This is a genomic window from Myxococcus vastator (genome assembly GCF_010894475.1).
GTDB classification, from domain to species: domain Bacteria; phylum Myxococcota; class Myxococcia; order Myxococcales; family Myxococcaceae; genus Myxococcus; species Myxococcus vastator.
The window spans coordinates 27,693-53,477 of record NZ_JAAIYB010000004.1 but is presented as its reverse complement, the minus strand read 5'-3'; the positions used below and the strand labels follow the sequence as shown (position 1 = coordinate 53,477).

Annotated in this window: 22 protein-coding genes; 10 read left to right on the top strand and 12 right to left on the bottom strand. The window is 70.3% G+C overall.

Going from position 1 to position 25,785, the window contains the following annotated elements:
• The coding region (locus G4D87_RS39900) for a carbon starvation CstA family protein (RefSeq protein ID WP_275902251.1) at positions 1-1,140 on the bottom strand (1,140 nt) is incomplete at its 3' end.
• A gap of 243 nt (positions 1,141-1,383) precedes the next feature.
• Between G4D87_RS39900 and G4D87_RS01005 the strand changes: the two genes are divergently transcribed.
• A complete protein-coding gene (locus tag G4D87_RS01005; protein WP_163777357.1) occupies positions 1,384-2,040 on the top strand; it encodes a TetR/AcrR family transcriptional regulator in 657 nt (218 codons plus the stop codon).
• Between the two features lie 34 nt (positions 2,041-2,074).
• Positions 2,075-2,551 (top strand): VOC family protein, encoded by a 477-nt coding sequence (locus tag G4D87_RS01000; protein WP_163777355.1) that lies wholly within the window; start codon positions 2,075-2,077, stop codon positions 2,549-2,551.
• Between the two features lie 35 nt (positions 2,552-2,586).
• Here the strand turns inward: G4D87_RS01000 and G4D87_RS00995 are convergent, their stop codons facing one another.
• Positions 2,587-3,405, bottom strand: coding sequence for a spermidine synthase (locus G4D87_RS00995; RefSeq protein ID WP_240357914.1), 819 nt, complete (start codon positions 3,403-3,405; stop codon positions 2,587-2,589).
• A 119-nt stretch (positions 3,406-3,524) separates the two neighbouring features.
• Complete coding sequence (locus tag G4D87_RS00990; RefSeq protein WP_163777352.1) at positions 3,525-5,192, bottom strand: right-handed parallel beta-helix repeat-containing protein; 1,668 nt, start codon at positions 5,190-5,192, stop codon at positions 3,525-3,527.
• A 263-nt stretch (positions 5,193-5,455) separates the two neighbouring features.
• On the opposite strand from G4D87_RS00990, the gene G4D87_RS00985 reads away from it, so the two are divergent.
• Positions 5,456-8,062, top strand: a complete 2,607-nt coding sequence (locus G4D87_RS00985; RefSeq protein ID WP_163777349.1) for an MXAN_6230/SCO0854 family RING domain-containing protein — start codon at positions 5,456-5,458, stop codon at positions 8,060-8,062.
• 20 nt (positions 8,063-8,082) lie between these two features.
• Positions 8,083-8,247, top strand: coding sequence for a hypothetical protein (locus G4D87_RS38790; protein WP_205507364.1), 165 nt, complete (start codon positions 8,083-8,085; stop codon positions 8,245-8,247).
• Here the strand turns inward: G4D87_RS38790 and G4D87_RS00980 are convergent.
• Both G4D87_RS00980 and G4D87_RS00975 read right to left on the bottom strand, forming a co-directional pair.
• Positions 8,241-8,894 (bottom strand): M23 family metallopeptidase, encoded by a 654-nt coding sequence (locus tag G4D87_RS00980; protein ID WP_163777348.1) that lies wholly within the window; start codon positions 8,892-8,894, stop codon positions 8,241-8,243. The two genes, G4D87_RS38790 and G4D87_RS00980, sit on opposite strands and share 7 nt — an antisense overlap.
• Positions 8,891-9,757 carry a TolB family protein gene (locus G4D87_RS00975; protein WP_240357913.1) on the bottom strand — a complete coding sequence of 289 codons (867 nt, stop codon included), beginning with the start codon at positions 9,755-9,757 and terminating at the stop codon, positions 8,891-8,893. Before G4D87_RS00975 ends, G4D87_RS00980 begins: the two co-directional genes overlap by 4 nt.
• 225 nt (positions 9,758-9,982) lie before the next feature.
• Here G4D87_RS00975 and G4D87_RS00970 point away from each other — a divergent pair, with 225 nt between their 5' ends.
• Entirely contained in the window at positions 9,983-10,228 is a 246-nt protein-coding gene (locus G4D87_RS00970; RefSeq protein ID WP_163777346.1) for a hypothetical protein, read from the top strand.
• 1 nt (position 10,229) lies between these two features.
• Here the strand turns inward: G4D87_RS00970 and G4D87_RS00965 are convergent, their stop codons facing one another.
• From G4D87_RS00965 to G4D87_RS00945, 5 genes are all read right to left on the bottom strand, one after another.
• The gene (locus tag G4D87_RS00965; RefSeq protein ID WP_163777344.1) at positions 10,230-10,697 is read right to left on the bottom strand and encodes a hypothetical protein; all 468 of its coding nucleotides are present in this window, start codon (positions 10,695-10,697) and stop codon (positions 10,230-10,232) included.
• A gap of 5 nt (positions 10,698-10,702) precedes the next feature.
• Positions 10,703-11,749, bottom strand: a complete 1,047-nt coding sequence (locus G4D87_RS00960; protein WP_240357912.1) for a hypothetical protein — start codon at positions 11,747-11,749, stop codon at positions 10,703-10,705.
• Between the two features lie 76 nt (positions 11,750-11,825).
• Positions 11,826-12,377, bottom strand: a complete 552-nt coding sequence (locus G4D87_RS00955; RefSeq protein ID WP_163777340.1) for a response regulator transcription factor — start codon at positions 12,375-12,377, stop codon at positions 11,826-11,828.
• Entirely contained in the window at positions 12,364-13,737 is a 1,374-nt protein-coding gene (locus G4D87_RS00950; RefSeq protein WP_163777364.1) for an ATP-binding protein, read from the bottom strand. The genes G4D87_RS00955 and G4D87_RS00950 overlap by 14 nt, the downstream gene beginning before the upstream one ends.
• Positions 13,738-13,775: 38 nt before the next feature.
• Positions 13,776-14,723: an AraC family transcriptional regulator gene (locus G4D87_RS00945; protein ID WP_163777337.1), complete on the bottom strand. Its 948-nt coding sequence runs from the start codon at positions 14,721-14,723 to the stop codon at positions 13,776-13,778.
• A 156-nt stretch (positions 14,724-14,879) separates the two neighbouring features.
• Between G4D87_RS00945 and G4D87_RS00940 the strand changes: the two genes are divergently transcribed.
• The 5 genes from G4D87_RS00940 to G4D87_RS00920 all read left to right on the top strand — a co-directional run bounded on the left by G4D87_RS00940 (position 14,880) and on the right by G4D87_RS00920 (position 19,153).
• Positions 14,880-15,617, top strand: coding sequence for an SDR family oxidoreductase (locus G4D87_RS00940; protein WP_163777336.1), 738 nt, complete (start codon positions 14,880-14,882; stop codon positions 15,615-15,617).
• 178 nt (positions 15,618-15,795) lie between these two features.
• Positions 15,796-16,107, top strand: a complete 312-nt coding sequence (locus tag G4D87_RS00935; protein ID WP_163777334.1) for a hypothetical protein — start codon at positions 15,796-15,798, stop codon at positions 16,105-16,107.
• The gene (locus tag G4D87_RS00930) at positions 16,107-16,370 is read left to right on the top strand and encodes a hypothetical protein (RefSeq protein WP_163777332.1); all 264 of its coding nucleotides are present in this window, start codon (positions 16,107-16,109) and stop codon (positions 16,368-16,370) included. Before G4D87_RS00935 ends, G4D87_RS00930 begins: the two co-directional genes overlap by 1 nt.
• Positions 16,367-17,893: a PepSY-associated TM helix domain-containing protein gene (locus G4D87_RS00925; RefSeq protein ID WP_163777330.1), complete on the top strand. Its 1,527-nt coding sequence runs from the start codon at positions 16,367-16,369 to the stop codon at positions 17,891-17,893. The genes G4D87_RS00930 and G4D87_RS00925 overlap by 4 nt, the downstream gene beginning before the upstream one ends.
• Before the next feature lie 18 nt (positions 17,894-17,911).
• Positions 17,912-19,153, top strand: a complete 1,242-nt coding sequence (locus G4D87_RS00920; protein WP_240357910.1) for a DUF4374 domain-containing protein — start codon at positions 17,912-17,914, stop codon at positions 19,151-19,153.
• Between the two features lie 51 nt (positions 19,154-19,204).
• On the opposite strand, the gene mxcH is transcribed toward G4D87_RS00920, so the two are convergent.
• Both mxcH and ileS read right to left on the bottom strand, forming a co-directional pair.
• Positions 19,205-21,715, bottom strand: coding sequence for a TonB-dependent siderophore myxochelin receptor MxcH (mxcH, locus tag G4D87_RS00915; protein WP_163777328.1), 2,511 nt, complete (start codon positions 21,713-21,715; stop codon positions 19,205-19,207).
• Positions 21,716-22,004: 289 nt separating this feature from the next.
• A complete protein-coding gene (gene ileS, locus G4D87_RS00910) occupies positions 22,005-25,748 on the bottom strand; it encodes an isoleucine--tRNA ligase (protein ID WP_163777326.1) in 3,744 nt (1,247 codons plus the stop codon).
• Between the last annotated feature and the right edge of the window lie 37 nt (positions 25,749-25,785).

Genomic DNA, 25,785 nt, shown 5'->3' with positions numbered 1-25,785 from the left:
GTCCTGCACCGCGCCCGCCAGCACCGCGCCCACCAGAATCCACAGCGTGCCGGGCAGGTAGCCCATCTGCGCGGCCATGGGGCCCGTGGCCGACCAGGTGTCCGTCGCGGGGTCGTAGAGGCGCCCCGACGTGGAGCCGTCCGTCATCACGAGTGCCCTTCCATCGGAGAGGCGCGCGGAAATGGTGACGTTGCCTGTAATTCCGGCGGCGGCCGCCGCGCTCCAGGTGTCGGTGTCGGGGTCGTAGCGTTCGGACGAAGTCACGAAGCCCGTGCGGTTGACGCCGCCGACGACCAGCAGCTCCCCGGTGCCAAGCAGGAGGCCGGTGTGCTGCGCGCGGGCGGTCGCCATGGTGGCGGTGGAGGACCAGCCCGGGTCGACGACGAGCGGCGCGGTGAGCCCGGCGAGGGAGACCTCGGTCGTGATGCGCACCTGCGCGCCGTCCACGTCGAACAGCCGGGTGTGTGGATTCATGCGTCCCCCCGCGAGCCGCGTGCTGCCAGCGCGGGACTGGCCGTTGGCGTCGCGCACCACGGCGGGATGGAAGCGGAGCACGGGGCGCGCGCCTTCATCGAGGAACTGGAGGGAGTCGCCCGTGTCCTGGATGCGCCGGACGGAGGGCGGCAACGTGACGGTGTACTCGGCGCGGTGCGTCGGCTTGCCGTCGCGTGCCTCCGGCAGCGCGTCCAGAATCCAGGCCTCCTCGATCCGCGAGGTGAGCCAGCCCTCGGCGGTGGTCTGGGTGCTCCCCACGGGCCACCAGAGGTGCCGCTCGCCGTGGAACGCGGCGAAGCGCTCACGGTGGAGCGCGCCCGCGGCGGCGGCGGCCGGGCGGACATGGAAGCTCAGGCCGCGCGTGGTCAGCGTCAGCGCGCCGTCATTCGCGAGCCGGGCCTCGAGCTGCCGGGCCGAGGGCGCCGCGGGCGCTGGGAGCGTTCCGAGGTCGGGGAAGGAGGCCTGCGCCAGCGCCAGGGCGGTGGTGGCGGACGGGGCCTGCTTCCACTGGGCCAGGGCCTGGCCTCGTGCGGCGGCCAGTGCGTCCTCACCGGGCGGCGTCAACCCCTCCTTCCCGCATGACAGGAGGATGACGCTCCCCACGAGTATCAGGCGCCTGCTCCAGACCGCGCGATGTGACTGCATCCAGGAACTCCGGTTCGAAAGGAGCGGCGGGACGGCGCGTGCCGTGCCCCCGACGCTGTGAGTCATTTTCAACGGATTATCCGCTGCGTGCTCGGATGGGCAACGCCGACCGTGTCTCAGGGGCGTGTCGTGTGATTTTCAGGCCTGCGACGCTGGAAGCTTCCGTTCCGCCTGTCGCGCGCAGGTGTATCACCCAGTGGCTTGACGGGTTGGGGCGGCTTCGCTACATACCAACCAGTCTGTATGAACGAGCGACCACCCCGACGAAGGCGCGACGCCCCCGAGACGCGGCGTCAGCTCATCGCGGCCGCGACCCTTCTGATGATGCGTCAGGGGTTCGCGGCGACGACGGTGGATCAGATTTGCGCCGAGGCTGGGCTGACCAAGGGCAGCTTCTTCCATCACTTCGAGTCGAAGGAGGCGCTTGGCCTCGCCGCGATGGCCGCCTTCGCGGAGCTGGGCATGGGGCTGTACGCCGTGGCCTGGGACGCGCCCGACGTGGGCCCGCTGGAGAAGCTGCACCGGCTGCTGGACGTCATGAGCGACCTGGCCCGCCAGCACGGTGAGCTGCTCACGTGCATGGTGGGCATGCTGTCCCAGGAGCTGGCGCTGTCCAACGCCACCGTGCGCCAGGCGGGTGAAGGCCACATGGAGGCCTGGGTCGGCGCGGTGGCGGGGTTGCTCACGGAGGCGAAGCGGCTGCACCCGCCGCGGGTGGGCTTCGACTCCGACGCCGTGGCCTGGATGCTCTACAGCACCTGGCAGGGCTCGATGCTGGTGGGCAAGACGCGGCAGCGGCCTGAGATGGTCATCGAGAACCTGCGCCAGATGCGCGCGTACCTGGATGGGCTCTTCGAGCCCCTGGGTAAATCAAAGTCCAAGCACCCCAAGCGCGCCTGACGCCAGGCGCTTCCTGAACAGAGGAGAAAGCACCATGCAGAAGATCACGCCCTTCCTGTGGTTCGATGGCAACGCGGAAGAAGCCATGAAGTTCTACGTGTCTGTCTTCAAGAGGGACTCGAAGATTCTCAGCCTCAACCGGGCCGGGAACTCGGACGCCGCGCCCGTCGTCTCCGGCACCTTCCAGTTGCATGGGCAGCAGTTCATGGCCTTGAACGGGGGGCCTCAGTTCAAGTTCACGGAGGCCATCTCCCTGTTCGTGGACTGTCAGACGCAGGAAGAGGTGGATGAGCTGTGGTCGAAGCTCCTGGAGGGCGGAGGGCAGACGCAGCAGTGTGGCTGGCTCAAGGACCGCTTCGGGCTGTCCTGGCAAATCGTCCCGTCCGTGCTGGGGAAGATGCTGAGTGACAAGGACCCGGAGAAGGCGCGCAGGGTCATGGAAGCCATGCTGGGCATGGTGAAGCTTGACATCCAGGGATTGCAGCGCGCGTATGACGGTGCGGGTCAGTAGATTGACTGATGGTGCTATGGGACTGTCTGTAAAGACTATCGCGTATTGACTGTCTTCCGGGAGAGGCCTTGGCTCACACGCCGGGCCACTCGCGCGCGGAGGTTGAAGGGTACGCCCCACTCGCGTGCGAGCCGCCCGGCGCGTGCCAGCAGCTCCGCCCGGAGGGGCCTGCGCGCGTGGGGCAGCCCCACGAGGATGCGGTTGTCCGACGTCTTCACGTCGAAGGCATAGAGCTGGGGGAAGCTGGCTTTCCACAGTGGGTCCATCAGCGAGCCGGGCCTGCCTGTCTTCCGGAGCACGTTGCCCACCACCACCCCGTCCGGCGTCAGCCTTGCCTGTGTGGCTTGCATGAACTCCCGCGTCGCCATCGTCGGAGGGATGGTGCGCGCGCCGTAGGCATCCAGGATGATGACGTCATACGGCGCCCCGGGTGCTTCGATGAAACGCCGTCCGTCCGTGAGATGGGCGTGCAAGGCCTCGTCTTCGTGGAAGTCGAAGTAGCGCCGGGCCATGTCCAGCACCTGGGGCTGGATTTCCACCGCGTCGATGTGCGCGTGCGGGAGCACCGCGCGGAGGAATGTGGGGATGGCGCCACCTCCCAGTCCCACGACGAGAATGCGCGAGGGCTCCGGCACGAAGACCAGCGTCGCCGCGACGGCTCGCGTGTAGTCCAGCTCCAGGCGCAGGGGGAAGCCCGGCCACACCGCGCTCTGGAAGGCGCCAATCCACCCGAACTGGAGGTAGCGGCGGCCCTCGTCATCCTCACTGACGATGATGGGGCCACTCGGGGACTTCGCGACGTGCAGAATCGTGCGGGGAAACTCGAAGGCGCGGGAGACGCGACCCAGGGCCACGACGGTCCGGTGGAGCTGCCTCGCCCGCGAAGGCCCCTTCGGTTTCCGCCGGACGGGGCTGGCGGTTTCCTGCCTCCAGGGACCCAGGCCCCACGCTTGTCCTGCCTGACGCATCCACCTCACGCCTTGAGCATACGGGCTCCTCGGCGCAGGGGAAGGATGCGTCGAGCGTCCCGCTTCCGCCTGCGTCCCAGGACGCCGAGGAGCGCGAAGGCCAGTGGGCCCGCGAGGCTGGCTCCAGAGGCCGCGCAGCCGCCCGAGCTTCCCGAGCCCTCGTCACCCGGCTGCTGGGGCGTCGTACCCGCGTCGGCCGGCGTGCCCGTGCCCGCGTCGGCCGGCGTGCCCGTACCCGCGTCGGTCGGCGTGCCCGTGCCCGCGTCAGTCGGTGTGCCCGCGTCCGGCGTCTCCGTTCCCGGCGCGGAGGCATCCCCATACGCGCCGATGTGTGCCGGGCTCACCTGGGCGCGCGGCTCACTCGCGGTGTGCTTCACGTACTGCCGGGTGACGGGTTCGCTGCTGGCCTCCGCGGGGAGCGCCACCGCCTGACTCCGCGGGGCGGAGCCGGTGGCCAGGCGGAAGTCCTGTCCGGCCAGGTCGATGAACCCCGGGTCGGCTCCGGTGAGATTGCCTCCCGCATCCACCACGGCGCCGGTGAGCGTGCCGAAGGTGCTCACGTAGCCGGGCTTGTACCAGTTGCCGCCATGCCGGAGCGTGCCCGCCGCGTCCGTGAGGGACAGGGTGTTGCCTTGGGCCGCGGCCACCAGCACCACGTTGTTCGTCACGTGCGCCGTCTGGTCCTGGTGCGACAGCCGCAACAACGTGGTCCGGTCCGTCCGGCTGGACACCACGGTGTTGTGGAAGAAGTAGAGCGTGCCCCGGTAGTTGGCCGTGGTGCCGGAGTCGCCACCGAAGTGGACGATTTGGCGGTTGCCCGCGCCCTCGGGCTCCAGCAGGACGTTGCCGTAGACGAACGTCCGCGCATACGACGGCGCCGCGCGCAGCGTGCCGCTGGACGAGTCCACCAGGTCGAGCTGCCGGTTGCCGCCCTCAATCCAGTTGTACCGGATGACGCTGCCCGCCGAGCGGTCCTTCAGGTTGTTGCCCAGGCAGCCAGTGCAGAGCGGACCGAAGCGGTTGAACTGGTAGGTGATGCCCAGGGCTTCGGTGTACGCGTTGTGCTCGAGGATGCTGCCGGAGTTGCCGTTGCCCAGGAGGTGGCTGTGCTCGACGGTGACGTTCGACGCCTGGTTGGCGATGAACAGGCCGTTGCCGCTGTCCTCGAGCACGCAGCCCCGGATGGTGATGTGCTCGCCCTTCTCGATGAAGATGGCGGCGGCGTTGTCCAGGTAGGTGGAGGCGCCGTTGCGGCCGGTGAAGGCGCCGCGCGCCCGGCGCAGGTGGAGGTGCTCCACCACCAGGTGCGCGGGCATCGTGTCCGCGGGCTGGTTGGAGCCGCCAATCTTCAGGATGCCGCGCTCCTCGCCCCAGTAGTTGAGCTGCGCGCGCGTGGTGGCGTTCTCCCCGACGATGACGGGCAGGTTGCCCTGTGCGTCCTTCACGCCGCGCACGGTGATGGGCGCGGCGGCCGTGCCCCGGCGGCCCAGGACCCACTTCTCCGCGTAGGGCGTGGGCCGCGCGTGGACGAAGACGGTGTCCCCGGGCTCCAGTGACTCCCAGGGCACGTCACCCAGGCGGGTGTACTGCTGGCCGGGGCCCACGCGGTATTCCGCGGCCTGGACGGCCAGCGGCTGGAGCAGGACGAGAAGGGCGGCTCGCGAGAGGTTCATGTCTCGCAGTCTGACGGCTCCGCCCGGTCCAGGTCCACGCGGGCCTGGCGCTCCTCATGGACGTGGGTGAAGTGCACCAGGAAGTTTGTAGGTGGGGCGTCCGCGTCCATCTCCGGCGCGAGCCCCGCATGTTTCAGCGATAGCGGCGCCCCTCCGGGCCCTGATAGGGTTTCCCACGGGGCGGCCCTGGGTTTGCTTCCTTCTCACTCCAGAGGTAGCGGATCCGCTCTCCGCCCCGTTTTCTCCTCCCGCTTGGAGTCACCATGGGCGCACCTTCGCTCGATGTGACGGGCGATACCGCCGCGCTGCTGCTCCGGACCACGGGGCGGGTCTTCCTCCCCTCCGGACTCTCGCCCAGCGGTGACCCGCGGGCGCGGGAGCAGGGCATGGAGGCCCTGGAGGCGGACCTCGCGGGGGTGGGCTACACGCTGGACGGCCCGCTCCGGGAGGCGCTGCTCGCGCTGCCCACCGAGGTCATGGCGGCCTCCGGCCGCTTCGTCTACGACACCTGCGCGGCGGCCCTGGGGGCCAACCGGCCCTTCGTTCCATTGTTCCGGAACTTCCCCGAGAGCGTGCCGCACGACACCCATCGGCTGTACGTGCAACGGATGCTGGGCTGGTTGTTCCAGTCGCCCGAACAGCCGTGCATCCACTGCGGCGCGCAGGACACGGTGCATGCGCTGTCGCCGTGCGCCCACCTGGTCTGCGAGCGGTGTTACGACGGAAGCGACTACAGCGCGTGTCCCAGTTGTCACAGCCGCTTGTCACCGTCGGAGCCGTTCCTCAAGCCCACGGCGCTCAAGGCCGCCGGCAGCGTGTATGGCCAGACTGCCGGTCGGTTGACGCGGCTGTCGCTGGGCACCGACCCGGAGGCCACGGCGAGTGAGGTGCTGCGGCGCCTGGTGTCCCGGTCCACGGTGCTGCGTCCAGGCGAAGTGATGTTGCTGAAGCTGCTCGTCTCTTCCTTCGGGGTGCGCATCCTGGGGTGGCTCCCACCGCGCATCCCGGTGAAGGAGACGCTGGCGCACGTCATGGGGCTCCTGCTTCAAGATGCCCCCACGGCGGGAGACGTGCTGGCCAGCGCCGCGGCGCACGTGAAGACCGCCACGGATGTGCTCCGGGTGCTCGTCGCGTGGGCGGGCGGCAACCCCGACCTCACCGTCAAGATTCCGCTGAAGAGCCCTCCGCGTCCGGTGCGGCGCGCCGTCCTGCGGATGCTGGAAGGCTGCTCCGTGCTGAACCTCACCGAGGACCTCCGGCGCCACGCTGGCCTGTGGAAGGCCCAGGCGAAGCTCCTGCATGTCTTCGAAGAGTGGCAGCGCCATCCGAAGGTCGCGCTCGCGTTCGCTGTCTTGCGTGAGACGGTGTTGGCGCCGGAGACGCCGTTTGGCGCAGCCGTGCTGGGGCTGGCCAGCGAGCATCCGGCGGAATTTCAAAGGCTGGAGGTCGACGGAGGCGTCCGCCTCTCCTTCCGCTCCTGGGGCTCGCACGTCGAAGCGGCGCTGGACGCGTGCGATGTCCGCGGCGCGCTGCGGCTGCTGCGGCAGCGGCCCGGCGAGCTGCTGCGCCGGTTGGATTATGTGAGCCGCCTGTCGGTGGCCCAGTCGGGCTCCGCCGCGCTCGACCCGGAGCTGCTCGCGGCGCTCGAGGCCGTGCTGCCTCGGGCCGCGCCCGCGCTGCTGCTCACCGCCGCGGCGCACCTGCGCCAGCGGCACAAGCCGTTCGCCAGGCGCGTGTTCTTTCCCAAGGGCGAGGCCACCCACGCCTGGGGCATGGAGGACCGGCGCCCCTTGCTCCCCGGTGACGCCATTGGCCAGTTGGTGGCGCCGCTGGAGCGGGAACTGCTGCGCCGGGCGGAAGCGCTGCCGACCTTCCCTCAAGCGGTGCTCGACGAGGCCCTGGCCGACCTGCTGGTGCCGCTGGCGGAGAAGACGGCGTCCCGGGCGTTGGTGGCGGTTCCTCGTGGAAGCCTGCTGCCGCTGCCGGAAGGGAAGACGCTGCGCTTCTTCGTCCATTGGACGGAGCCCAAGGGGACGCGGGTGGACCTGGACTTGTCGGTGGCCTTCTACGACAAGGATTGGTGGTTGGTGGACCTGTGTGACTTCACGAACCTGCGGCTGGCGGACGACGCCGCGGTGCATTCGGGGGATGTCACGTCCGGGCCGCTGCCGCTAGGAGGCGCCGAGTTCCTGGATGTCCATGCCCCGCGGCTGCTGGCGCAGGGCGTTCGCTACGCCATCCCGGTGGTGTTCTCCTACAACAGCGTCTCGTTCGACCGCATGGAGGACGCGTTCGCGGGCTTCATGGTCCGGGAGGGCGCTGGCGGACCTCACTTCGATGCGCGCGCGGTGGAGCAGCGCTTCGACCTGCAAGGGAGCGGACAGATTTCAGTGCCGCTGGTCATCGACCTCGTCGAGAAGCAGCTCCGGTGGGTGGATGTGAAGGTTCCTCCCGAGGATGACTTCCAGAGCGTGCGCCGCTCGCGGGGCGAGCTCGCGCACCTTGGCAAGGACACCCTGGCCTATTTCGGCACCGGCGCCCGCCCCACGCTCTGGGAGCTGGCCTGCCTTCACGCCGCCGCGCGCAGCCGCACGGTGCAGGTCCGACGCCGGGATGGCTCCGTGTCCGTCCTGAAGCGGGCCCCGGGCGAGGACACCGCCGCCTTCCTGCGCAGGCTGCGTGGCCTTGAAGCGGAGGCCACCACCCACGCCTTCATACCCGGCACGGCGCCCACCTTCTTCGCGGGGATGACGGACGTCCCGTCGCTCCCAGCCGGCAGCGAGGGCTATGCGCTGCGCTTCCTCCACACGTCCGCGGAGTCCGTGACACGGCTGGCCGCGGGGGACCTGGTGTCCGCGCTGAAGGCCTGACGCGGTCCTGGTGCACCTGGGTGGAAGGGCAGGGCGAGGCCATCGAGTACCAGGCGGACGGCGCCGGCTCCTTCACGATGAGCGAGCGCCCGGTGCCGACCCGGCTGAAGCGCGTCGCCCGGCAGTCGCCGGTGGAGGGCGCCCTGGCCGGGTGTGGCCAGGGCCCCCTGTCCGCGCGTTACTGACAGGCGATGCCAGGCAGCCCGCGGTAGGCGCCTTGCGACGTCCAGCGCGTGAAGGGCGTCCCGCAGGCGCCGCCGTAGGGGTCATCCGTGCCGTAGCCGGGCACCCAGTATTCGAAGTGCAGGTGCGGTCCGGTGGATGCGCCGGACGAGCCCACCTGGGCCACCCAGTAGGCACACGAGAGCGAGGTGTTCCGGGCGAACTGCTGGGTGAACTTCTTCAGGTGCCAGTACAGCGTCTTGGAGCCGTCACCGTGTCGCATGATCATGTAGTTGGCGGTGTAGAGGCCACAGGCGGCGTAGGGGTTGCTCTGGTTCCAGTAGTTGCAGCGGTCGTAGTAGCCATCCACCGTGGACTCGATGACGCCGCTGGCGGCGTTCATGACCCAGACGCCGTAGTCCATCTTCCCGAACCCACCCGACAGGGCGTAGTCCGTGCCGGTGTGGCCGCTGTAGCGCACGCCGCCGCACGCGTAGTCCCTGCCGCCGTAGTCCTTGTAGGCGCTGACGACGCAGCCTCCGTTGCCGCACTGGTCCCCGAGCATCGAGATGGGGAAGCGGAACATCGTCTGGGCCTGAGACGCGGCGGGAAGCGCCAGCAGGGTGAGCGCCAGCGCCAGGGTGAGCTTCCGTGTGTTCGCGCGAATCATCGGGCATCTCCCAGGTCCGGAGCCGCCTGACCCGTGCGTACATTGATTTTCCAGAACGCGCCGCCGCCGGCGTTGTAGCGAAGGACGTCAGGGCCGAGCCATTCCATGTGGTGGCTCGAGACGGGTGGGGGCACGAAGTGGGCGGGGACCCCTTCGAAGAGCATCCAGTTCTCCATGCCGACATTGGTGAGCTGCCGCGGGGCCTCACCCTCCACCGACGTGACGTAGAACGACGCCACGCTGGTCCTGCCGGACACGAAGACCACCGTCTTTCCGTCCGGAGAGATGGAGGGCGTCGCGTCCACGCCAGGCCCGTCCGCCAACACCTTCACGCGGCCGTTCAGGTCGATGATGCCCACGGACGTCTCGTGCGCCTCGTTCCCGCGGGCCTTCAGCGTGGCCACCAGCGCGTCACCCTTCGCTGTCGGGAACAGGTCTCCTCCCACCCCCTGTGCCAGCAGCTTCTCGCGGACGCCGGAGCCGCGCAGGCGCAGGTTGCCCTCGCCGTCCAGCAGCGCGATGTTGGGCCCCACCGTGCGCGCCTCGCGGTACTTGAACTCGCGGTCCACGACCTTCACGGCGCCGGTGGCCTCGTCGTACTGGACGATGGCCAGCAGCGGCAGGTCATCCGTGCCCAGGGGCTGCGTTGGGATTTCGGCGACGATGCCCGCGAGCATTCCCGGGCCCTGTCCGAAGAGGTTGATGAACCGGGCCTTGGGGCCGAACTCTCTCTGGACCGCGGGGGCGATGCTCTCGCGGGCCTTGGTGACGCGGCGAAGGTCCGCGGGGTTCATGCGCTCTGTTGCCGTGGCGCTGGTCGCGGCCAGGGTCAGTGTCGCGAGCGCGAGGATTGATTTTTTCATCTCTCACCGAGGAAGGAGGAAACGACGCGGGGGGACACCCCATGGCGTTATCGGGCGCTCCTCGTCTCGGTTTCTTGGAATATTTGTTTTATTGTATTGTCGTAATATTCCTGTTTTTGAAAGGGTCGGTGTCTGGCGGAACATGACCCTGAGCGCACTTTCACAGGAGAGACGGAAAGTGAGATAGTCGTGAAGGCAACCAATGCCTTCAGGGGAGCGACTGACATGCCTTTGTACTACGTGCAGAACTTCACTTACGACGGTCCTGGCAGCTCGAAGATGTATGGCGCCATGGGCGCGCACAATCACGACCAGGCCAATCAGTTCACCAAGGACTGTGTCGCCTACCTGAAGAGCATTGGCTGCACGAACGTGCAGGAGACGGGCAGCTTCGCGAGCAACCAGGCCGAGCCGTTCAAGGGCAAGGAGATGAGCTGGGACGTGCTCCAGAGCAAATGGGTGAAAGCCTAGGCTAGAGGCCCCGGAGCAGGGGCCGGCCGTGGGACAGGCCGGGCCAGGGGATGGCCAGGGCGACGAACAGCATGGCCAGCAGGAGTCCCACCGCCCAGGTGCGGTGTCTGGACCGCGAGGGCGCCTCCCTTCGCGACATCGCGGAGGTGGCGTGCGCGGCCGTGAGGGCCAGGAGCATCAGCAGCGGGTGCTCCAGGCCGAAGAAGCGCAGGTGGCCAATGGACATGCTCATCCGCAGCGCGTCCATGCTCCGCGGGGTGATGGGGCTGAGCGCGAAGTAGAGCGTCATCCCCAGCAGCATCTGGGTGTCGAAGGCGGAGACGAAGACGCGCTGGAGCCGCCGGTCGCTGGACGTCCAGTCACGGCCTCGCGCCCAGCCCACCAGCGCCCTCGCGAGCGCGAGCACGCCCAGCACCACCACCCCCCAGCGCAGCCAGGAGTGGAGGAGCAACACTCCCGAGTAGAGCATGGTGCCTACCCTTCCTTCTTCGCGGGCATCGCCTCAATCCAGCGCTGGATGAGCGCCCGGCCCTGCTCGTCCACCACGCGGGTGCCCACGGGCGGCATCTGCATGAAGTCCCCGCGCTGGCTCATGCGGTGGAGCAGCGAGCTGTGCTGGACGTCGCCCGGCGCCACGCGCTGCGAGCTCCTCCCGAACATGCCCGACGTCTGCATGAGCGCCTTCACGTTCACGGACGTGCGCCAGGTGTCCGTCTCCTGCACGGAGCCGAGCTCGCCCGCCTCCAGGCGCAGGTGCAGGCCGGAGCCGCTGCCCAGCGCCATGCGGTTGGCGCTGTGGCACGACACGCCGCAGTTCATGTGCAGGTAGCCCAGGGCGGCCTGCTCCACCGGCGTGCCGGGAATGCGAGGCACCTGCGTGGGTGGGTGGCTCAAGAGCCCTTCCTCCACCAGCTTCGTCAGCGTGAGCCCACGCGCGCCTTCATGGGCCAGGGCGACGGCCTCGAAGCCGAGCACCTCGTCGCCGCGCCCGCGGTGACAGGACTGGCAGGCCAACTGGCTGGGGATTTCGTAGCCCTCCGTGCCGGGCACGTCCTTCTCGCCGTCGGTCAACTCGAGCGCCGTCTTCCCGTCGTCGCTCCAGCGGTAGGTGGTCCGCAGCCAGCCGCCGTCCGGGCGCTTCCAGAGGAAGCGCGTCTCGATGGGGCGCCCCTTCCAGCGGAACTCCTTCCAGAGCTTCGTGCCCACGGGGAAGCGCCACTCGTCGCTCTTGGACGTGTCCACCTTCGTGCCGGGTGGCAGGGAGATGAAGCGCGCCTTGTCCAGGCCGTCGCTCCAGAGCTGGAGGCCGGGCTCGTAGGGGCGCACCTCGGGAGGAATCGCCCGGGCCGCCCACCCCGTGCCGCCCTCGCCGTAGAGGCCGGTGCAGGCCAGGTGCTGGAGCGCCTGGCACTGGATGCCGCCGTTGGCTTCCTTCCAGCTCGCCTCGGTGGGCGTCTTGGTACAGCCTCCGGCGGACACCATGATGCTGAGCAGCAGCGCACTCGTGCGTGGCGCGGACATCGGACCTCCTGACACCTTCCAGCCTATCGGCTCGGGCGCCGCGCTTCGTGCGTCTTGCTGACGCACCCCGCGGCGCTCACTTGGGGACGGGGTACTTGGACAGCTTGCGTTGCAGGCTCCGCCGCTGGATGCGCAGCAGCCGGGCGGCCTGGGAGATGTTGCCCCCGCAGTCGGCGAGCACGCGCTGGATGTGCTCCCACTCCGCGCGCGCCAGGGAGGGCACCTCGTGGGTGAGCGCGGCCTCCTGGCCGGAGGGGAGGGTGGCGCCGGCGAAGGCGAGCAGGATGTCGTCCACGTCCGCGGGCTTGGCCAGGTAGTGCGTGGCGCCTCGCCGCACGGCCTCCACCGCCGTCGCGATGCTGCCGTAGCCCGTCAGCACCACGACGGTGATGCTCGCGTCCAGGGCCTTCAGCTCGCGCACCAGCTCCAGGCCGGAGCCGTCGGGCAGGCGCAGGTCGACGACGGCGTAGCCCGGGCGCAGCGCCCGCGCGGCCTCGAGCGCCGCCTGCGCGCTGGCCGCGCCGTGGGTCTGGAAGCCGTGCCGCACGAAGGCGCGCACCAGCCGCTCGCGGAAGCGCTCGTCGTCGTCCGTGACGAGCACCGTGGCGGGGGCCTCACCCGGCGGCATCGGACGTCTCCTTTCTCAAGGGCAGCTCCAGCGTCACGCGCGTCCCCTGGCCCTCCTCGGAGCTCAGCTCCAGGCGGCCGCCACACAGCTCCGCGTACGTCTGGGTGAGGAACAGGCCCAGCCCCATGCCCTGGCCCGCGGGCTTGGTGGTGAAGAAGGGCTCGCCCAGCCGGGGCAGCAGCGCGCGGGGGATGCCGGTGCCCCGGTCCTCCACGATGAAGCGCAGGCGGTCCACCTCGCGGTGCGCGGACACCACGACGCCTGCCTGGGTGGCCTCGCTGGCATGCAGCCCGTTGCGCACCAGGTTCGTCAGGACCTGCACCAGTCCTCGCACGGGGCACCAGAAGGGCACGTCCGGGCCGGGCTCGAGCTGGAGGCGCGCCTGGTCCGCGGTGCTCAGTTGTTCCCGGAGGCGCGCGAGCACGTCGCTCGGCGTCGTCCGCTCTGGCACTTCGCCCAGCGTCTGTCCGGTGCGGGCGCTCATGCGCTCCAGGATGTCGCGGCAGCGCTCCACCTCGTCCCGGATGAGGCGGGCGTCCTCCAGCGCTTCCTGGGGGGCCTCCAGGATGAGGGTGTCCAGCTCGTTGGCCGCGATGGCGATGGTGCCCAGCGGCGTGCCCAGCTCGTGCGCCGCGCCGGCCGCGAGCGTGGACAGCGACGCCAGCTTCTCCGCGCGCGCCGCCAGCCGCTGCGTGCGCGCCAGCGCGGCCTGCCGGTCTCTCAGCGCGGCGGCCACGCGGGCGACGACGAAGGCGATGATGAGCGCCGTCAGCGTGAAGGCGACCCACATGCCCACGACGTGGAGTGAGTCCAGGCCGTGGCTGCCCGGCGCGCTCACCGTGCTGGGCAGCGGGACGTGGAAGGCGAAGAGGCTGGTGGAGCCCAGCACCGACAGCAGCGCGATGAGCACCGTCCAGCGGGGGCCCAGCACGATGGCCGCCAGCGTCACGTGGACGAGATACAGCATGGCGAACGGGTTGGCCGGGCCACCGGAGAGCGCGAGCAGCCCCGTCAGCAGCGCGGTGTCGAACGCGAGCACGGCGCCCAGCAGGCCGGGGCGGACCTCGGGCTCGCGGCGGAGCCAGAGCGCGAGGAGCAGGTTGGACACCGCCGTCGTGGCCACCAGGGCCAGCAGCGGCGCCACGGGCAGCGCCAGCCCCAGCACCCGGACGGCGACGCCCACCGTCAGCGCTTGTCCGGCGACGGCGTGCCAGCGCAGGCGGACCAGCCACCCGAGCGCGATGTCGCTGGAGGACAGCCGCGCCGCCATGTCCCCGGTGGAGCGCCGGAAGGCGGAGCGCGGGGGCGAGGCCAGCACGTCAGGCGGCGGCGCCTCGGCGTGAGTCGGCGCGGTGGACACCCGCACGTCATATCCCGGCGACGGAGGTGGGGTGTGCGTCAAGTTGACGCATTGCCCTGCCGGGCCGGTGTCCCAGCCTGGCCCTGGAGCGTGCTCCGGAGCTGGGAGATGTCCCGGGCGGGCGGCGCGCCAAACAGTCGGCCGTACTCCCGGCTGAACTGCGAGGGGCTCTCATAGCCCACCGAGTGCCCCGCCGAGGCCGCGTCCAGCGCCTGCCCCAGCATGAGGCGCCGGGCCTCCTGGAGCCGCAGGTGCTTCTGGTACTGGAGCGGGCTCATGGCGGTGATGCGCTTGAAGTGGTGATGGAGCGCCGACGTACTCATGTGCGCCACGCGCGCGAGCTGCTCGATGCGCAGCGGCTCCGCGTAGTGGTGCTTGAGCCAGGTGATGGCCCGGTTGACGGAGTCGAGCCGCTCCCCGGCCACGGCGATGTGGCGCAGGTTCGCGCCGTGCTCGCTCGACAGCAGCCGGTAGAGCAGCTCCCGGATGAAGAGGGGCGCCAGGAAGGGGATGTCCCGAGGCGTCTCCAGGAGCCGCACGAGCCGGGTGGCCGCGTCGAGCAGGTCCGGCTCGGCCGGGCTGAGCGACATGCCCGGTCCGGCCGGTGGGGTCCCGGTGGGCTCCAGCGCGGCCTCCAGCATCAAGGCACCCAACTGCCCCGGGTCCAGGTCCACGCGGAGGCACAGGTACGGCGCCTCGGGCGTGGCCTCCAGGACCTGGCCCGTGACGGGGAGGTCCACCGACACCACCAGGCACTGCTCCGGGCCGTAGTGAAAGACTTCATTCGCGAGCATGACCTGCTTGCGGCCCTGCGCGACGATGCAGAGCGCAGGTTCGTGCAAGGCATGCAGGGGCTCGCTCGGCTGCGCGGCGCGAATCAGGACGACCCGCGCGATGGCAGTCTGATGGATGCCATCCGCGGGCGTGTGCCTCTGAATCAACCGCGCCAGCGCGGCCGAGTGCTTGGAAGTGGAGGAGGGCGTCATCGAATGGAGAAGCGTATGCGGCCCGGCCCTCCGGTTCAGCGTCATCCGCCGGTTCGTGCAGGATTGGGCAAGAACCCGGCAGCATCGGAGTACTGCGTCAGCGGCGGGAGCGCGCAGATTGCGGTCATCCACTCCGCAATCACGAGGCGCATCCACATGTCTGGAATCAAGGGGAAGGTCATCGCCATCACCGGGGCGAGCAGCGGAATCGGGGAGGCGACGGCTCGCCTGCTCGCGAGCAAGGGCGCGCATGTCGTCCTGGGCGCGCGCCGGACGGACCGGCTCGAAGCCCTGACGTCCGCCCTCCGCGCGGACGGCGGCTCCGCGCGCTACCGGGCGCTGGACGTCACGAAGCGCGCGGACGTCGAGTCCTTCATGGGCTTCGCCCGCGCCGAGCACGGCCGACTCGACGTCATCATCAACAACGCGGGCGTCATGCCCCTGTCGAAGCTGGAGGCGCTCAAGGTCGAGGAGTGGGACCGGATGATTGACGTCAACATCCGCGGCGTCCTGCACGGCATCGCCGCGGGGCTGCCCATCATGCAGGCGCAGCGCTCCGGCCAGTTCATCAACCTCTCCTCCATCGGCGGCCACTCCGTGGTGCCCACCGCCGCGGTGTACTGCGCGACCAAGTACGCCGTCATCGCCATCTCCGAAGGACTGCGCCAGGAGGTCGGCGGTGACATCCGCGTCACCGTCATTTCACCGGGCGTGACGACGTCCGAGCTCGCGGACTCCATCTCCGACGCAGGCGCGCGCGAGGGCATGCGCGAGTACCGGCGAATCGCCATCCCACCCGAGGCCATCGCCCGGAGCATCGCCTTCGCCATCGAGCAGCCCGCCGACGTGGACGTGAACGAAATCATCGTCCGTCCCACCGCCAGCCCCAACTGAGCGTGACACCGCGCGGCCGGAGCCTGGCGCGGCTCCGTCCCGCTGTGCGTGAAATGCCGAGCCAGCACGCGTTTCTCGTCTGACCGCCTGCCTTGACATCGTCGCGCGGCCGGGTTTCATTGGGCTCGGTCTCGATATTGAGAGTGATTCTCAATAGCGCCCTTGCTCCGAGGAGAACATGGCGGTTTCGACCCTGCTCATCCTGCTGGGCCTCGCTGTGCTCCTGTCGGTAGCGGCCCGCGCCCCCCAGAGTGGCCTCACGCGTCACCGGGGGTGGGTGCGCGCCGTGGGCGCCGTGGCATGTCTGGCGGGCGTGGCCGTGGGCGTGAAGGCGCAGGGGGTGAGCGTCGGGCTGACGACGGCCACGGTGGTGGTGATGCTGGCCACGCCGGTGCTCGCGCTGTGTGGGCCGCTGTGGCCGCGCGCCACGCGGTGGGCGGTGCCGCTCAGCGCGGTGGGGCTGGTGCTGGCCTGGGCGGGGACGCGCTGATGGCCCAGAAGCATCAACATGGCGCTGCTCGCATCAGCGCCGCGGTGACGGTGGCGCCCGCGGCCGGGGTGCTGGCGACGCTGGCGCTGGTGGCGGTGCTGCCCGCGTCCGTCGATGTCCGATACCTGCTCGCGTTCCTCGTCGCGCTGCCGGCGATGGCCATCGCGGCGTGCCTGGCGCTGCTGGCCCGAAGTGGCGCGCGGGCCTGGATGGGCGCTGCGGCGGTGGCGGTGGTGTCGTCGGTCGTCCTGGTGCTCACGTGAAGCTGTCTCCCCGTTCGTACACCATCCTCTGGGACGCGCACGCCTGGGCCGGCGTGCTGTCGTCGCTCATCCTCTTCGTGCTGTTCTTCCTGGGCTCCTTCGCGCTCTTCGCGGAGGAGTTGGCGCCGTGGCAGGAGCCCACGTTCCGGGCGCCCATCGCGGTGTCGGAGGCGCGGGCCGTCCAGCTGGCCCAGCAGTTGGCGGAGGCGGAGACGGCGGCGAAGCCCGCCTGGTTCGGCATCTCCCTGCCCACCGCCGAGGAGCCGTGGATGCGGCTGTGGCGCATGACGCCCGAAGGCCCCATCCGCTCCACCTGGTGGGACCCGGTGTCCGGCCAGCAGCTGGGCGAGCGCAGCGACCTGGGCGAGTTCCTCAACGCGATGCACTTCCTGGAGCCGCTGCCCTTCGGCAAGCACCTGGCGGGAATCGCCTCCGGCGTGCTGCTGCTGCTCGTCATCACCGGCGTGCTCATCCAGTTGGGGCGGCTGGTGCGGGAGCTGGTGCAGTTCCGTCCGGAGTCGTCGCGGCGGGCGCTGTGGTCGGACGCGCACAAGGTGATTGGCGTCATCAGCGCGCCCTTCCTGTTCGTCTTCGCCCTCACCGGCGGAGTCCTCTGCCTGTCGGACTGGTACCTGCCCGCGGTGGTGTCGTCCGCGCTCGACGGTGACGCGAAGGCGATGGAGGTGGCCGTGGACTGGCCCGCGCCGCTCGCTCCTTCCGGACAGCCCGGCGGCCCTCCCGACCTGAGCCGGGCGCTGGCGCTGGCCAAGGCGCGCTTCCCGCAGTCGGAGCACAACTGGTTCTTCTTCGACCACCTGGGGGACGCGAACGGCACCGTCCACCTGCCGGGCGAGGCGGAGGGAACGCTGCACGCCTTCACGCACCTGCGCGTGTCGCGCGAGGGGGACGTCCTCTGGTCGCGCGAGACGGGCGGCGGCACGCGCTACACGCAGGTGATGGACCCGCTGTACGGCCTGCACTTCGCGACCTGGGCCAGCTTCCCCGCCAAGGTCCTCTACGCGCTGCTCTCCTGGCTGATGGCGTTCGGCATCCTGGCGGGCAACCTGCTCTGGCTGGAGCGGCGGCGCCTGCAGGGGAAGAGCCGCTTCGACGCCGTGCTCGCGAAGCTGACGGCGGGGGTGTGCGCCGGGCTCACGGTGGCGGTGGCGGTGCTCTTCATTGCGAACCAGCTGGTGCCCGCGGAGCTCGCGGACCGTCCCCGCTGGGAGCACACCGCCTTCTTCGTGGCCTGGGCGCTGGGCGTGGGAGGTGCGTGGGTGGGCGGCTCGCCCGGCGTGTATGCGCGCCGCCTGCTCATCCTCGCCAGCGCGGGGCTCTTCGCCGTGCCCTTCATCGACGCGGTCCGGATGCAGCGGCTCCCCTTCGCCCCGGGCTCCGCGTTCGTGCTCGCCACCGAGGTGGGCCTGTGCCTGCTCGCGGTGCTGCTGGCCGGCGCGGCCCACGCCATCTCCCGCCTTCAGAAGCAGGCCCCGACGCCGATGCCCGCCGCGGTGCCTGCCTGAAACCACGCCGTACCCCTCATGGAGAATCCAATGCGCAAGCGCAGCCGTCTGGCGACTGCATCCACCACGTCCCTCCTGTTCCTCGCCGCCTCGTTGACGGCGTGCGGCTCGTCGGACTCGGACCCGAACGTGAACCCCGACGAGACGGAGACCGGGCCGGTGTACAGCCTGGCCACGTCTGTCTTCGGAGACTCCGGGTCGGCCACGTATGTGAGCGTGTTCAACTCGCTCGACGTGACGAGCATCGACCTGGAGCAGGCGAGCGAGCACGCTGGCTTCGCGACCATCGGCGCGGTCGACGGGAAGCTCTTCGTCGGCGCGGGCGAGGCGCCCGAGCTCACCCGCTACTCGGTGTTCGACAGCGGGCGCTTCCAGGAGTCGGGGAAGCTCAGCTTCGCCAACTACGGGCTGACGGCGGCGCCGCTGTACCTCAACCACTTCGTGGACGGGACGTCGGCGTACATGCAGCTGGAGGAGTCCCGGCGCATCGTGTGGAATCCGGAGGCGATGACCCTCTCCGGCCCCGTGGAGTCGCCGGGGCTGGTGACGGAGCGCGACGGGCTGGTGGTGAAGGCCAGCTTCGACCGCGGCGTGGTGGCGCACGGCGGCTATTCGTTCCAGCCCTTCTACTGGACGGACGCCAACTACTACCGCTTCTCCCCCAGCTCCCAGATTGCCGTCTACTCCCACGCGGATGACAGCCTGGTGGAGCTGCTGGAGGCGCCGTGCCCGGGCCTGGACGTGGCGACGAAGGACGAGAACGGCAACATCTACTTCAGCAACTGGGTGTTCAGCGCGGGCGCGCCGGTGGTGGACGACACCGCCCCGGAGACCTGCATGGTGCGCTTCAACGCGAACGCGCGCGCCATTGACGGGGACTGGACGCGCTCGCTGGCGTCCATGGTGGGCGGGCGCCAGACGGCCGCGTTCCGCTACCTGGGCAACAACGTGGGCGTGGTGGCGGCCTTCCACGACGACAGCCCGACGCTGGGCGCGACGCCGACGGCGTCCGACGTCACCAACGGCACGCACTGGAAGCTGTGGCAGGTGAACGTGGAGACGGGCGAGGGCGCGCCCATTGAGGGCCTGGATTGGATTGCGGGCGGCTACTACGCCTTCACCATCGAAGGGCGGACCTTCCTGCTGCTGCCCACCGCGGACTACGCGTCCACGTCCGTGTGGGAGCTGAACAGCAACGGCTCCGCGGTGAAGCGCTTCGAGACGCTGGGCTGGGCCTACCAGTTCGTGAAGGTGCGCTGAGCCGGGTGCGCCAGGTGCCGCCCGCGTGAGTGACGCGGGCGGCGCCGTGCTTCAGTACTCCACGGTGGCCTTGAGCCAGCCCGAGCGGCCGGGCCGCTGGACGCCGAAGAAGTCGAACAGCCTCGCGTCGGTGAGGTTGTCCAGCTCGGTGGTGAGCCCCAGGGAGAAGCCGTTGAGGCGGACCTTGTAGCCAACGCCCGCCGCCTGCGCGAACTGGCTGTCGATGGTCTGCTTCGTCTCCGCGGAGCCCAGGCCCCCCCAGTAGCGATAGAAGCCGTGGACGTAGCGCGCGGTCCAGAAGGGGGACAGCTCGTCCTCCGCGGTGGCCACGCCTCGCAGGGACAGGCGCGCGGTGGCGTTGAGGAAGAACCAGGGCCGGTTGGGCAGCCGCTGTCCCTCGAAGGCGCCGAAGGTGCCCTGGCTGGACACGTTACGGAGGTCCTGGACGGTGGCGTTGGCGTCCACGTGCAGCCAGCCGCCAGGGGCGCTCCAGCCCGTCGCCCCCTCGAGGCCCAGCGCCCGCGCGCCGTAGACGTTCTGGAACGTCCAGTCGCGGTCCCTGCCCGCCAGCAGGATGAGGTCCCGCGCCAGCCGGGCGAACCCGTTCAGCTCCCCCCGGAACACGCCGAGCCGGGTGCGCAAGGGCGCGGTGGCCAGGCCGGCGTTCACGTTGTGGCTGCGCTCTGGCGCCAGGTCGAGGTTCTCCCGGATGAGGACCCCGTTGCCGAACAGCTCGTCCATCCGTGGCAGCCGCGTGGCGCGCTCGTAGCTGACCTTGAGGTAGACGGGCTCGGCCACGCGCAGCCGCAGCGCCGCGCCGCCGCCCAGTTGGTGCAGGTCGCGGTCCTTGCTGAGCCACGCGCCGGTGGGCTGCAGCTGCTGGGCCCTGGCCGCGTAGAGGTAGTCCTTGGCGAAGACAATCAGCTCCAGCGCGTCGTTGAAGGCGTTGAGCTGGTACTCCAGGCCGGTGACGGCGGTGAGGAGGTCGCGGTCCGCGGAGAGCGGGTCCTGGTCGCTAGGGCTGGCCAGCCGCCGCTGCTCGCCGGTGCGGCGGGTGAGGGTGGGGGCGAAGGCGAGCCGCAGCGTCTGGGACGGGCTCAAGGCCCAGCTCGCGTTGGCGCGGCCATAGAAGGACTGCTGCCAGAGCGTCTGGTCGGTGGCGTCGCCGCCCAGCTCGCCCGGCTGGGTGCGCTCGCGCAGCCGGTTGCCGAACCAGTCGTAGACCCACTGGGACGTGTCCTGGAAGTCGGAGGCCTGCCACGCGTAGCCGGCCAGCGCGTCGACGCGGACCGCGCCGGTGAGGGCCTTCTCGTAGAGGAGCTGCGTGCCGAGCGCGGTGGCGCCGTAGCGTGCCTCGCCGAAGGGGCCTCCGCTCATCACCAGGTTGTGCTGGAGGTCCTTGTCGTAGCCGGAGCCGAAGACGCGCAGGGCGACGCGGTCCGCCCAGCCGACCTGTTCGAAGCCGGCCTCGAGCCCGCCGCCCAGCGCCTGGTAGCCGTCGTGGAAGCGGCTGACGGTGACAGGGCGAAGCTGCCCGCTGTCGTCGGAGGCCTCCACCTTCACGCGGTAGTCGTTCCGCGTGGTGTCCGCGAAGAGGTGGGCCCGGGTGTAGAGACCGCCAGCGGCGGGCCGGTAGCTGCCGCCCAGCGTCAGCCGGTACGTCCCGAAGGCGCCACCCTGGAGCGACACGGCGCCATGCGGGCCGTCTTGAAGCGGCGCGGAGGTGAGGTTGACGGCGCCGCCCAGCGCGTCGGCGCCGAAGCGGGAGGGCACCACGCCCCGGTAGATTTGAATCGAGTCGACCAGGTTCACCGGCACGTTGGCGAAGCCAAAGGGATAGCCGGACAGCTCGAGCGGCACGCCGTCCAGGAAGAAGCGAACCTGGTCGTCGGTGAGGCCGTTCAGCGAGAAGCGGATGGTGCTGCCCAGGCCGCCGCTGCGGCGCACCTCCACGCCCTCCTGCGCCGCCAGCACCTGGCCCATGTCCACCGAGCGGGCCTGCGCGCGGGTGGTGCTGACCACGCGCACCGCCTCCGCGGACTGGCGCATCCGCTCCGCCTCCGAGCGGCCGGACACCGTGGTCTCCAGCGTCTTCTCTTCCGGAGGCGGCGGCGCGGCGGGCGCCTCCGCCTGCGCGGGCGGTGGCTCGGCGGCGGGCGCGGCCTCCGGCGCTGACGGGACGGGCGCGGTGGCCGGCTCCAACCGGAAGGAGTGGAGCAGCTCAATCTGGCAGGCGACCGCTGCTCCGCCGACGCGCGCGGGCTCGAAGCGGAAGGCGAGGCTGGCGGTGCGAATCGCCTCGTCGAAGGCCGCGCCCGCGGACCGCACCACCTCCGACTCCGTCACCACACCGTGCTCGTCGATGGTGAGCCGCAGCACCACGTCCGCCTGGCGCCCCGCCGCCAGCTCCACCTCCGGATAGGGGACGGTGACGCTGTCGATGCGGCTGGGCGGCTGGACCTGGGAGGGCGCGGTTTCGGAGGGCGCGGGCGCCGCCGCGGGTGCTGGCTCCGCGGGGGCCGCCGAGAGCAGCAGGGCGAGCGAGGTGAATGCCGAGAACATCCGCAATCCCGTTTTTGGTTTTGCGTCTCAGTCTCAACTGTGACGCGAGCCGCTTATCGAGGATTGCGACAGGCCGGTCAAGGCAGGGCGCCCGGGTCTTGATTGACGGCCTGTCTCACGATTCGATAATCGCGCAAAAAACGTATATGTTGAAAGTCTCGAAGCTGAGCCTTCACCGCGAACTGAGTGAAGGCCGGCACGGCCCCTTTTCACGTGGGGGGCCGCGCCGGGGTGCCGTGCCTTGCGGGCTGCCTCATCGCGGGGATGAGGCAGCCCGTTTTTTCGCGGCTCAGGCCCGCTCCACGCGGAGGCGCGCGGGCAGGCCATTGATGCTGACCTCTTCTTCCTGGCCAGTGAGGCCCTCGGGGCCCACGAGGATGCTGGAGGCCAGCGTCTCCCGCGCAATCAACTCCCGCGCTTCGTCCGTCACGCGCTTCACGCGCGCGTCGCCGTCCACCCAGAGCTGGATGCGGTCCGCGTAGCCCAGCTCCAGGTCCTTGCGCGCGCCCTGCACGCGGGCGAGCAGCTCGCGCACCAGGCCCTCATCCACCAGGCCTTCCGTCAGCTCGGTGTGCAGCACCACCACGCCCACGCCCATGCCCGCGGCGGCGTAGCCAGGGTTGGCCTCCACCAGCGTCTCCAGTTCCTCGGCGGTGAAGACCAGGTCCTCGCCGACCACCGTCAGGGCCACGCGGCCCGTCTGGAGCAGCTCGCGGTGCAGCGCGGCGCCGTCGCCCGTGTCGAAGGCCTTGCGCACCGGGGCCAGCTTGGGGCCCAGCCGTCCGCCCACCGCGCGCAGGTTGGGCCGGACGCGGAAGCGCACCACGTCCGCCTCCGGGCTGCCCGGCTCCACGAAGCGCACGTCGTGGACGTTCAGCTCGTCCGCGATGAGGTCGCGGTACACCGCCACGCGGTTCGTCAGCTCCTTGCGCGCCAGGATGACGTCCGCGCGCGACAGCGGCTGGCGCACCTTGAGGCGGTTGTCCGTGCGCACCTTGAGGCCCAGGGACACCAGGTCCCGCACCGCGCCCATCTCCGCCGCGAGCCCCTCGTCGATGAGGGCCGTCTCCACGGTGGGGAAGCGCGCCAGGTGGACGCTCTCCGGCTGCGTGGTGGGCCAGGGCTTGCGCACCAGGTTGCCCCACATCTCGTCGGCGAAGAAGGGGATGAAGGGCGCCGACAGCGCGGCGATGGTGGTGAGCGCCTCGTGGAGCGTGAAGTACGCGTCCTGCTTGTCCTGTTCGAAGCCCGGCGCCCAGAAGCGCGAGCGGCTGCGGCGCAGGTACCAGTTGGACAGCGCGTCCACCAGCGCCACCATCCGCTGGGCCGCGTCGTAGACCTGGTAGGTGTCCAGCGCGCGGGTGACGTCGCGCAGGGTGAGGTGGACCTCGGACAGAATCCAGCGGTCCAGCACCGGCCGCGCCTTCACCTCGCGCCAGCCCTGGCTGCGGCGGATGGCCTCCCACGGCGCGTCGGACGCGTCCGGGTTGCCGGCCGCGGGGTTGAAGCCGTCGATGTTCGCGTAGATGGTGAAGAACGCGTAGACGTTGCGCAGCTTGACCTGGAAGTCCTTCTGCAGCAGCCGCACGTTGCTCAGCGAGTGCCGCGTGTTGGACCAGGTGGGGCTCGCCGCGTAGAAGAACCAGCGGAACGCGTCCGCGCCCGGCGCCTTGGCGGAGGGGTCCTTCAGCACCACGCGCTCGGAGGGCGCCAGCCGGGGCACCTCCACCGGCATGACGCTGGCGCCGCGCGCGGAGGGCGCCACGTCCAGCGTCTTCAGGTCAGCGGGCGCCAGCAGCAGCACGCGGCGCTTGAGCTTCTTGTGCGCCTTCACCGTCGCCGTGAGCGCCACGTCCGGGCGGTCCGGGCGGAAGAGCCGCACCTGGGCGCCCTCTTGGAGGTCCAGGCCCTCCAGGTCCTCGCGGGCGATGAGCGCCACGCCCGGCTCACCCGGCACGCCGGCCTCCGCGGCCGTGAGGACGGCGAAGTCCATGCGCACTTCGTCCAGGATGATTTCCGGCGGCGTGTAGTTGCCCTTGGACTTGGACTCCTTGCGGCCCTCCTTGTCGGAGACGTGGCCCAGCACGATGCAGCTCTTGTACGGCTGCGGCCAGCCGCGCTGGGGCGACAGGCCCATGCGCGCCTGCGTCTCCTCGTCGAAGAGGAGCGTGCTCACCATCAGCAGGGAGTAGAACCAGCCGCGCGTCTGGTCGATGGCCTCGGAGATGAAGTCCGCGGGGAAGGCGCGGTTGAAAATCTCCCGCGAGCCCGGCGCGTGCGGGAAGCCCCACTGCGCGAAGGGCATGCAGCCGGAGTCGAACCACACGTCCACGACTTCGGGCACGCGCTGGAAGCGCCCCGGGGTGCCGGGCTTCTCGAACGTCACCTTGTCAATCCACGGCTTGTGGACCAGGAGGTGCCTGGCGTTGGCCTCGTGCGGCTTGCCCGCGAGGAAGGCGTTCAGCTCCGCCTCCACCGCGGCCACGTTGTTGCCCGGCTTCTCGCGCAGCGCCTGGAGCGAGGGGACGGCCTCCACCTCACCCGTCTCCGAGTGCACCCACAGCGGCAGCGGCGTGCCCCAGTAGCGCTCGCGCGACAGGGCCCAGTCCACGTTGTTGGCCAGGAAGTCGCCGAAGCGGCCTTCCTTGATGTGCTCGGGCACCCAGTTGACGGCGCGGTTGTTGGCAATCGCCTCGTCCTTCACGGACGTGGTGCGGATGTACCAGGCGGGCCGGGCGAACTGGATGAGCGGGTCGTCGTCCGCGCGCCAGCAGAAGGGGTACTCGTGCTTGTACTGCTCCGTGAGGAGGATGAGCCCGCGCTCCTTCAGGTGGCGCTGGATGTCCTTGTCCGCCTCCTTCACGAAGCGGCCCGCGACGAGCGGCACGTCGTCGGAGAAGGTGCCGTCCGGCTTCACCGCGCAGAACAGCTCCAGCGCCTCCGGCTGGGCGAAGCGGGCCCTGTCCTTGCGGAAGGCCTCATAGTCGTCCTCGCCGAAGGCCGGGGCGATGTGGACGATGCCCGTGCCGCTGTCGAGCGTCACGAAGTCCGCGCCCAGCACGCGCCAGGCCTGCGCGTCCTCCCCGCCGTCCTTCAGCGGCAGCCGCGTGTCGCCTGCGCGCTGGTGGTACTGCTCGAAGGGCGGCTGGTAGCGCTGGCCCACCAGGGCGCTGCCCTTCTGCGTGGCGACCACCGGCAGCTCCTGCTTGAGCTTCTTCGCCAGCGCCTCGCGCAGGGCCGCGGCGACGATGAGCTTGCGCTCGCCCGCGTCCACGGTGACGTAGTCCACGCCCGGGTTGACGGCCGCGTACATGTTGGACGGGAGCGTCCAGGGCGTGGTCGTCCACACCACCAGCGCGGTGTCCGGCGCGTCGCGCAGCGGGAAGGCGACGTAGACGCTCGGGTCGTCCACCGTCTTGTAGCCCAGGCCCACCTCCGCGGCGCTCAGCGCGGTGCCGCCCTGCGGCCACCACCACACCACCTTGTGGCCCTGGTACAGCAGGCCCTTGCGGTGCAGCTCCGCCAGCGCCCACCACACGCTCTCCACGAACTGCCGGTGGTAGGTGACGTAGGCCTGGTTCAGGTCCACCCAGAAGCCGATGCGCTCGGTGAGCCGCTCCCACTCGGAGGTGTAGCGGAAGACGGACTCGATGCAGCGCTCGGTGAAGGGCTCCACGCCGTAGCGCTCAATCTCCGCCTTGCCGTGGATGCGCAGCTCCTTCTCGACCTCCACCTCCACGGGCAGGCCGTGGGTGTCCCAGCCGGCCTTGCGGGGGACGTAGTGGCCCGTCATCGTCTTGTAGCGGGGGAACAGGTCCTTGATGACGCGCGTGAGCACGTGGCCGTTGTGCGGCAGGCCGTTGGCGGTCGGCGGGCCCTCGTAGAAGACGAAGCTGGGGGCACCCTCACGCGTTTCGAGCGAGCGCTCGAAGATGCGGCGGTCCTTCCAGAAGGCCTGGATGCGGCGCTCGTCGGAAGGGAAGTCCATCTCCGCGGGCACCACATCGAACAGGGAAGGGGGCGTTTCAGGCATGGTGCGGTGCTTGATAGCACCGCCCGCGCCAGGGATG

Excerpts from the sequence above, each read along its gene's own strand:
- G4D87_RS01005 (WP_163777357.1), top strand. The coding sequence starts at position 1,384 with ATGAACGAGCGACCACCCCGACGAAGGCGCGACGCCCCCGAGACGCGG.
- G4D87_RS01000 (WP_163777355.1), top strand. The coding sequence starts at position 2,075 with ATGCAGAAGATCACGCCCTTCCTGTGGTTCGATGGCAACGCGGAAGAA.
- G4D87_RS00990 (WP_163777352.1), bottom strand. The coding sequence starts at position 5,192 with ATGAACCTCTCGCGAGCCGCCCTTCTCGTCCTGCTCCAGCCGCTGGCC.
- G4D87_RS00985 (WP_163777349.1), top strand. The coding sequence starts at position 5,456 with ATGGGCGCACCTTCGCTCGATGTGACGGGCGATACCGCCGCGCTGCTG.
- G4D87_RS00980 (WP_163777348.1), bottom strand. The coding sequence starts at position 8,894 with ATGATTCGCGCGAACACACGGAAGCTCACCCTGGCGCTGGCGCTCACC.
- G4D87_RS00975 (WP_240357913.1), bottom strand. The coding sequence starts at position 9,757 with ATGAAAAAATCAATCCTCGCGCTCGCGACACTGACCCTGGCCGCGACC.
- G4D87_RS00970 (WP_163777346.1), top strand. The coding sequence starts at position 9,983 with ATGCCTTTGTACTACGTGCAGAACTTCACTTACGACGGTCCTGGCAGC.
- G4D87_RS00965 (WP_163777344.1), bottom strand. The coding sequence starts at position 10,697 with ATGCTCTACTCGGGAGTGTTGCTCCTCCACTCCTGGCTGCGCTGGGGG.
- G4D87_RS00960 (WP_240357912.1), bottom strand. The coding sequence starts at position 11,749 with ATGTCCGCGCCACGCACGAGTGCGCTGCTGCTCAGCATCATGGTGTCC.
- G4D87_RS00955 (WP_163777340.1), bottom strand. The coding sequence starts at position 12,377 with ATGCCGCCGGGTGAGGCCCCCGCCACGGTGCTCGTCACGGACGACGAC.
- G4D87_RS00945 (WP_163777337.1), bottom strand. The coding sequence starts at position 14,723 with ATGACGCCCTCCTCCACTTCCAAGCACTCGGCCGCGCTGGCGCGGTTG.
- G4D87_RS00940 (WP_163777336.1), top strand. The coding sequence starts at position 14,880 with ATGTCTGGAATCAAGGGGAAGGTCATCGCCATCACCGGGGCGAGCAGC.
- G4D87_RS00935 (WP_163777334.1), top strand. The coding sequence starts at position 15,796 with ATGGCGGTTTCGACCCTGCTCATCCTGCTGGGCCTCGCTGTGCTCCTG.
- G4D87_RS00930 (WP_163777332.1), top strand. The coding sequence starts at position 16,107 with ATGGCCCAGAAGCATCAACATGGCGCTGCTCGCATCAGCGCCGCGGTG.
- G4D87_RS00920 (WP_240357910.1), top strand. The coding sequence starts at position 17,912 with ATGGAGAATCCAATGCGCAAGCGCAGCCGTCTGGCGACTGCATCCACC.
- mxcH (WP_163777328.1), bottom strand. The coding sequence starts at position 21,715 with ATGTTCTCGGCATTCACCTCGCTCGCCCTGCTGCTCTCGGCGGCCCCC.
- ileS (WP_163777326.1), bottom strand. The coding sequence starts at position 25,748 with ATGCCTGAAACGCCCCCTTCCCTGTTCGATGTGGTGCCCGCGGAGATG.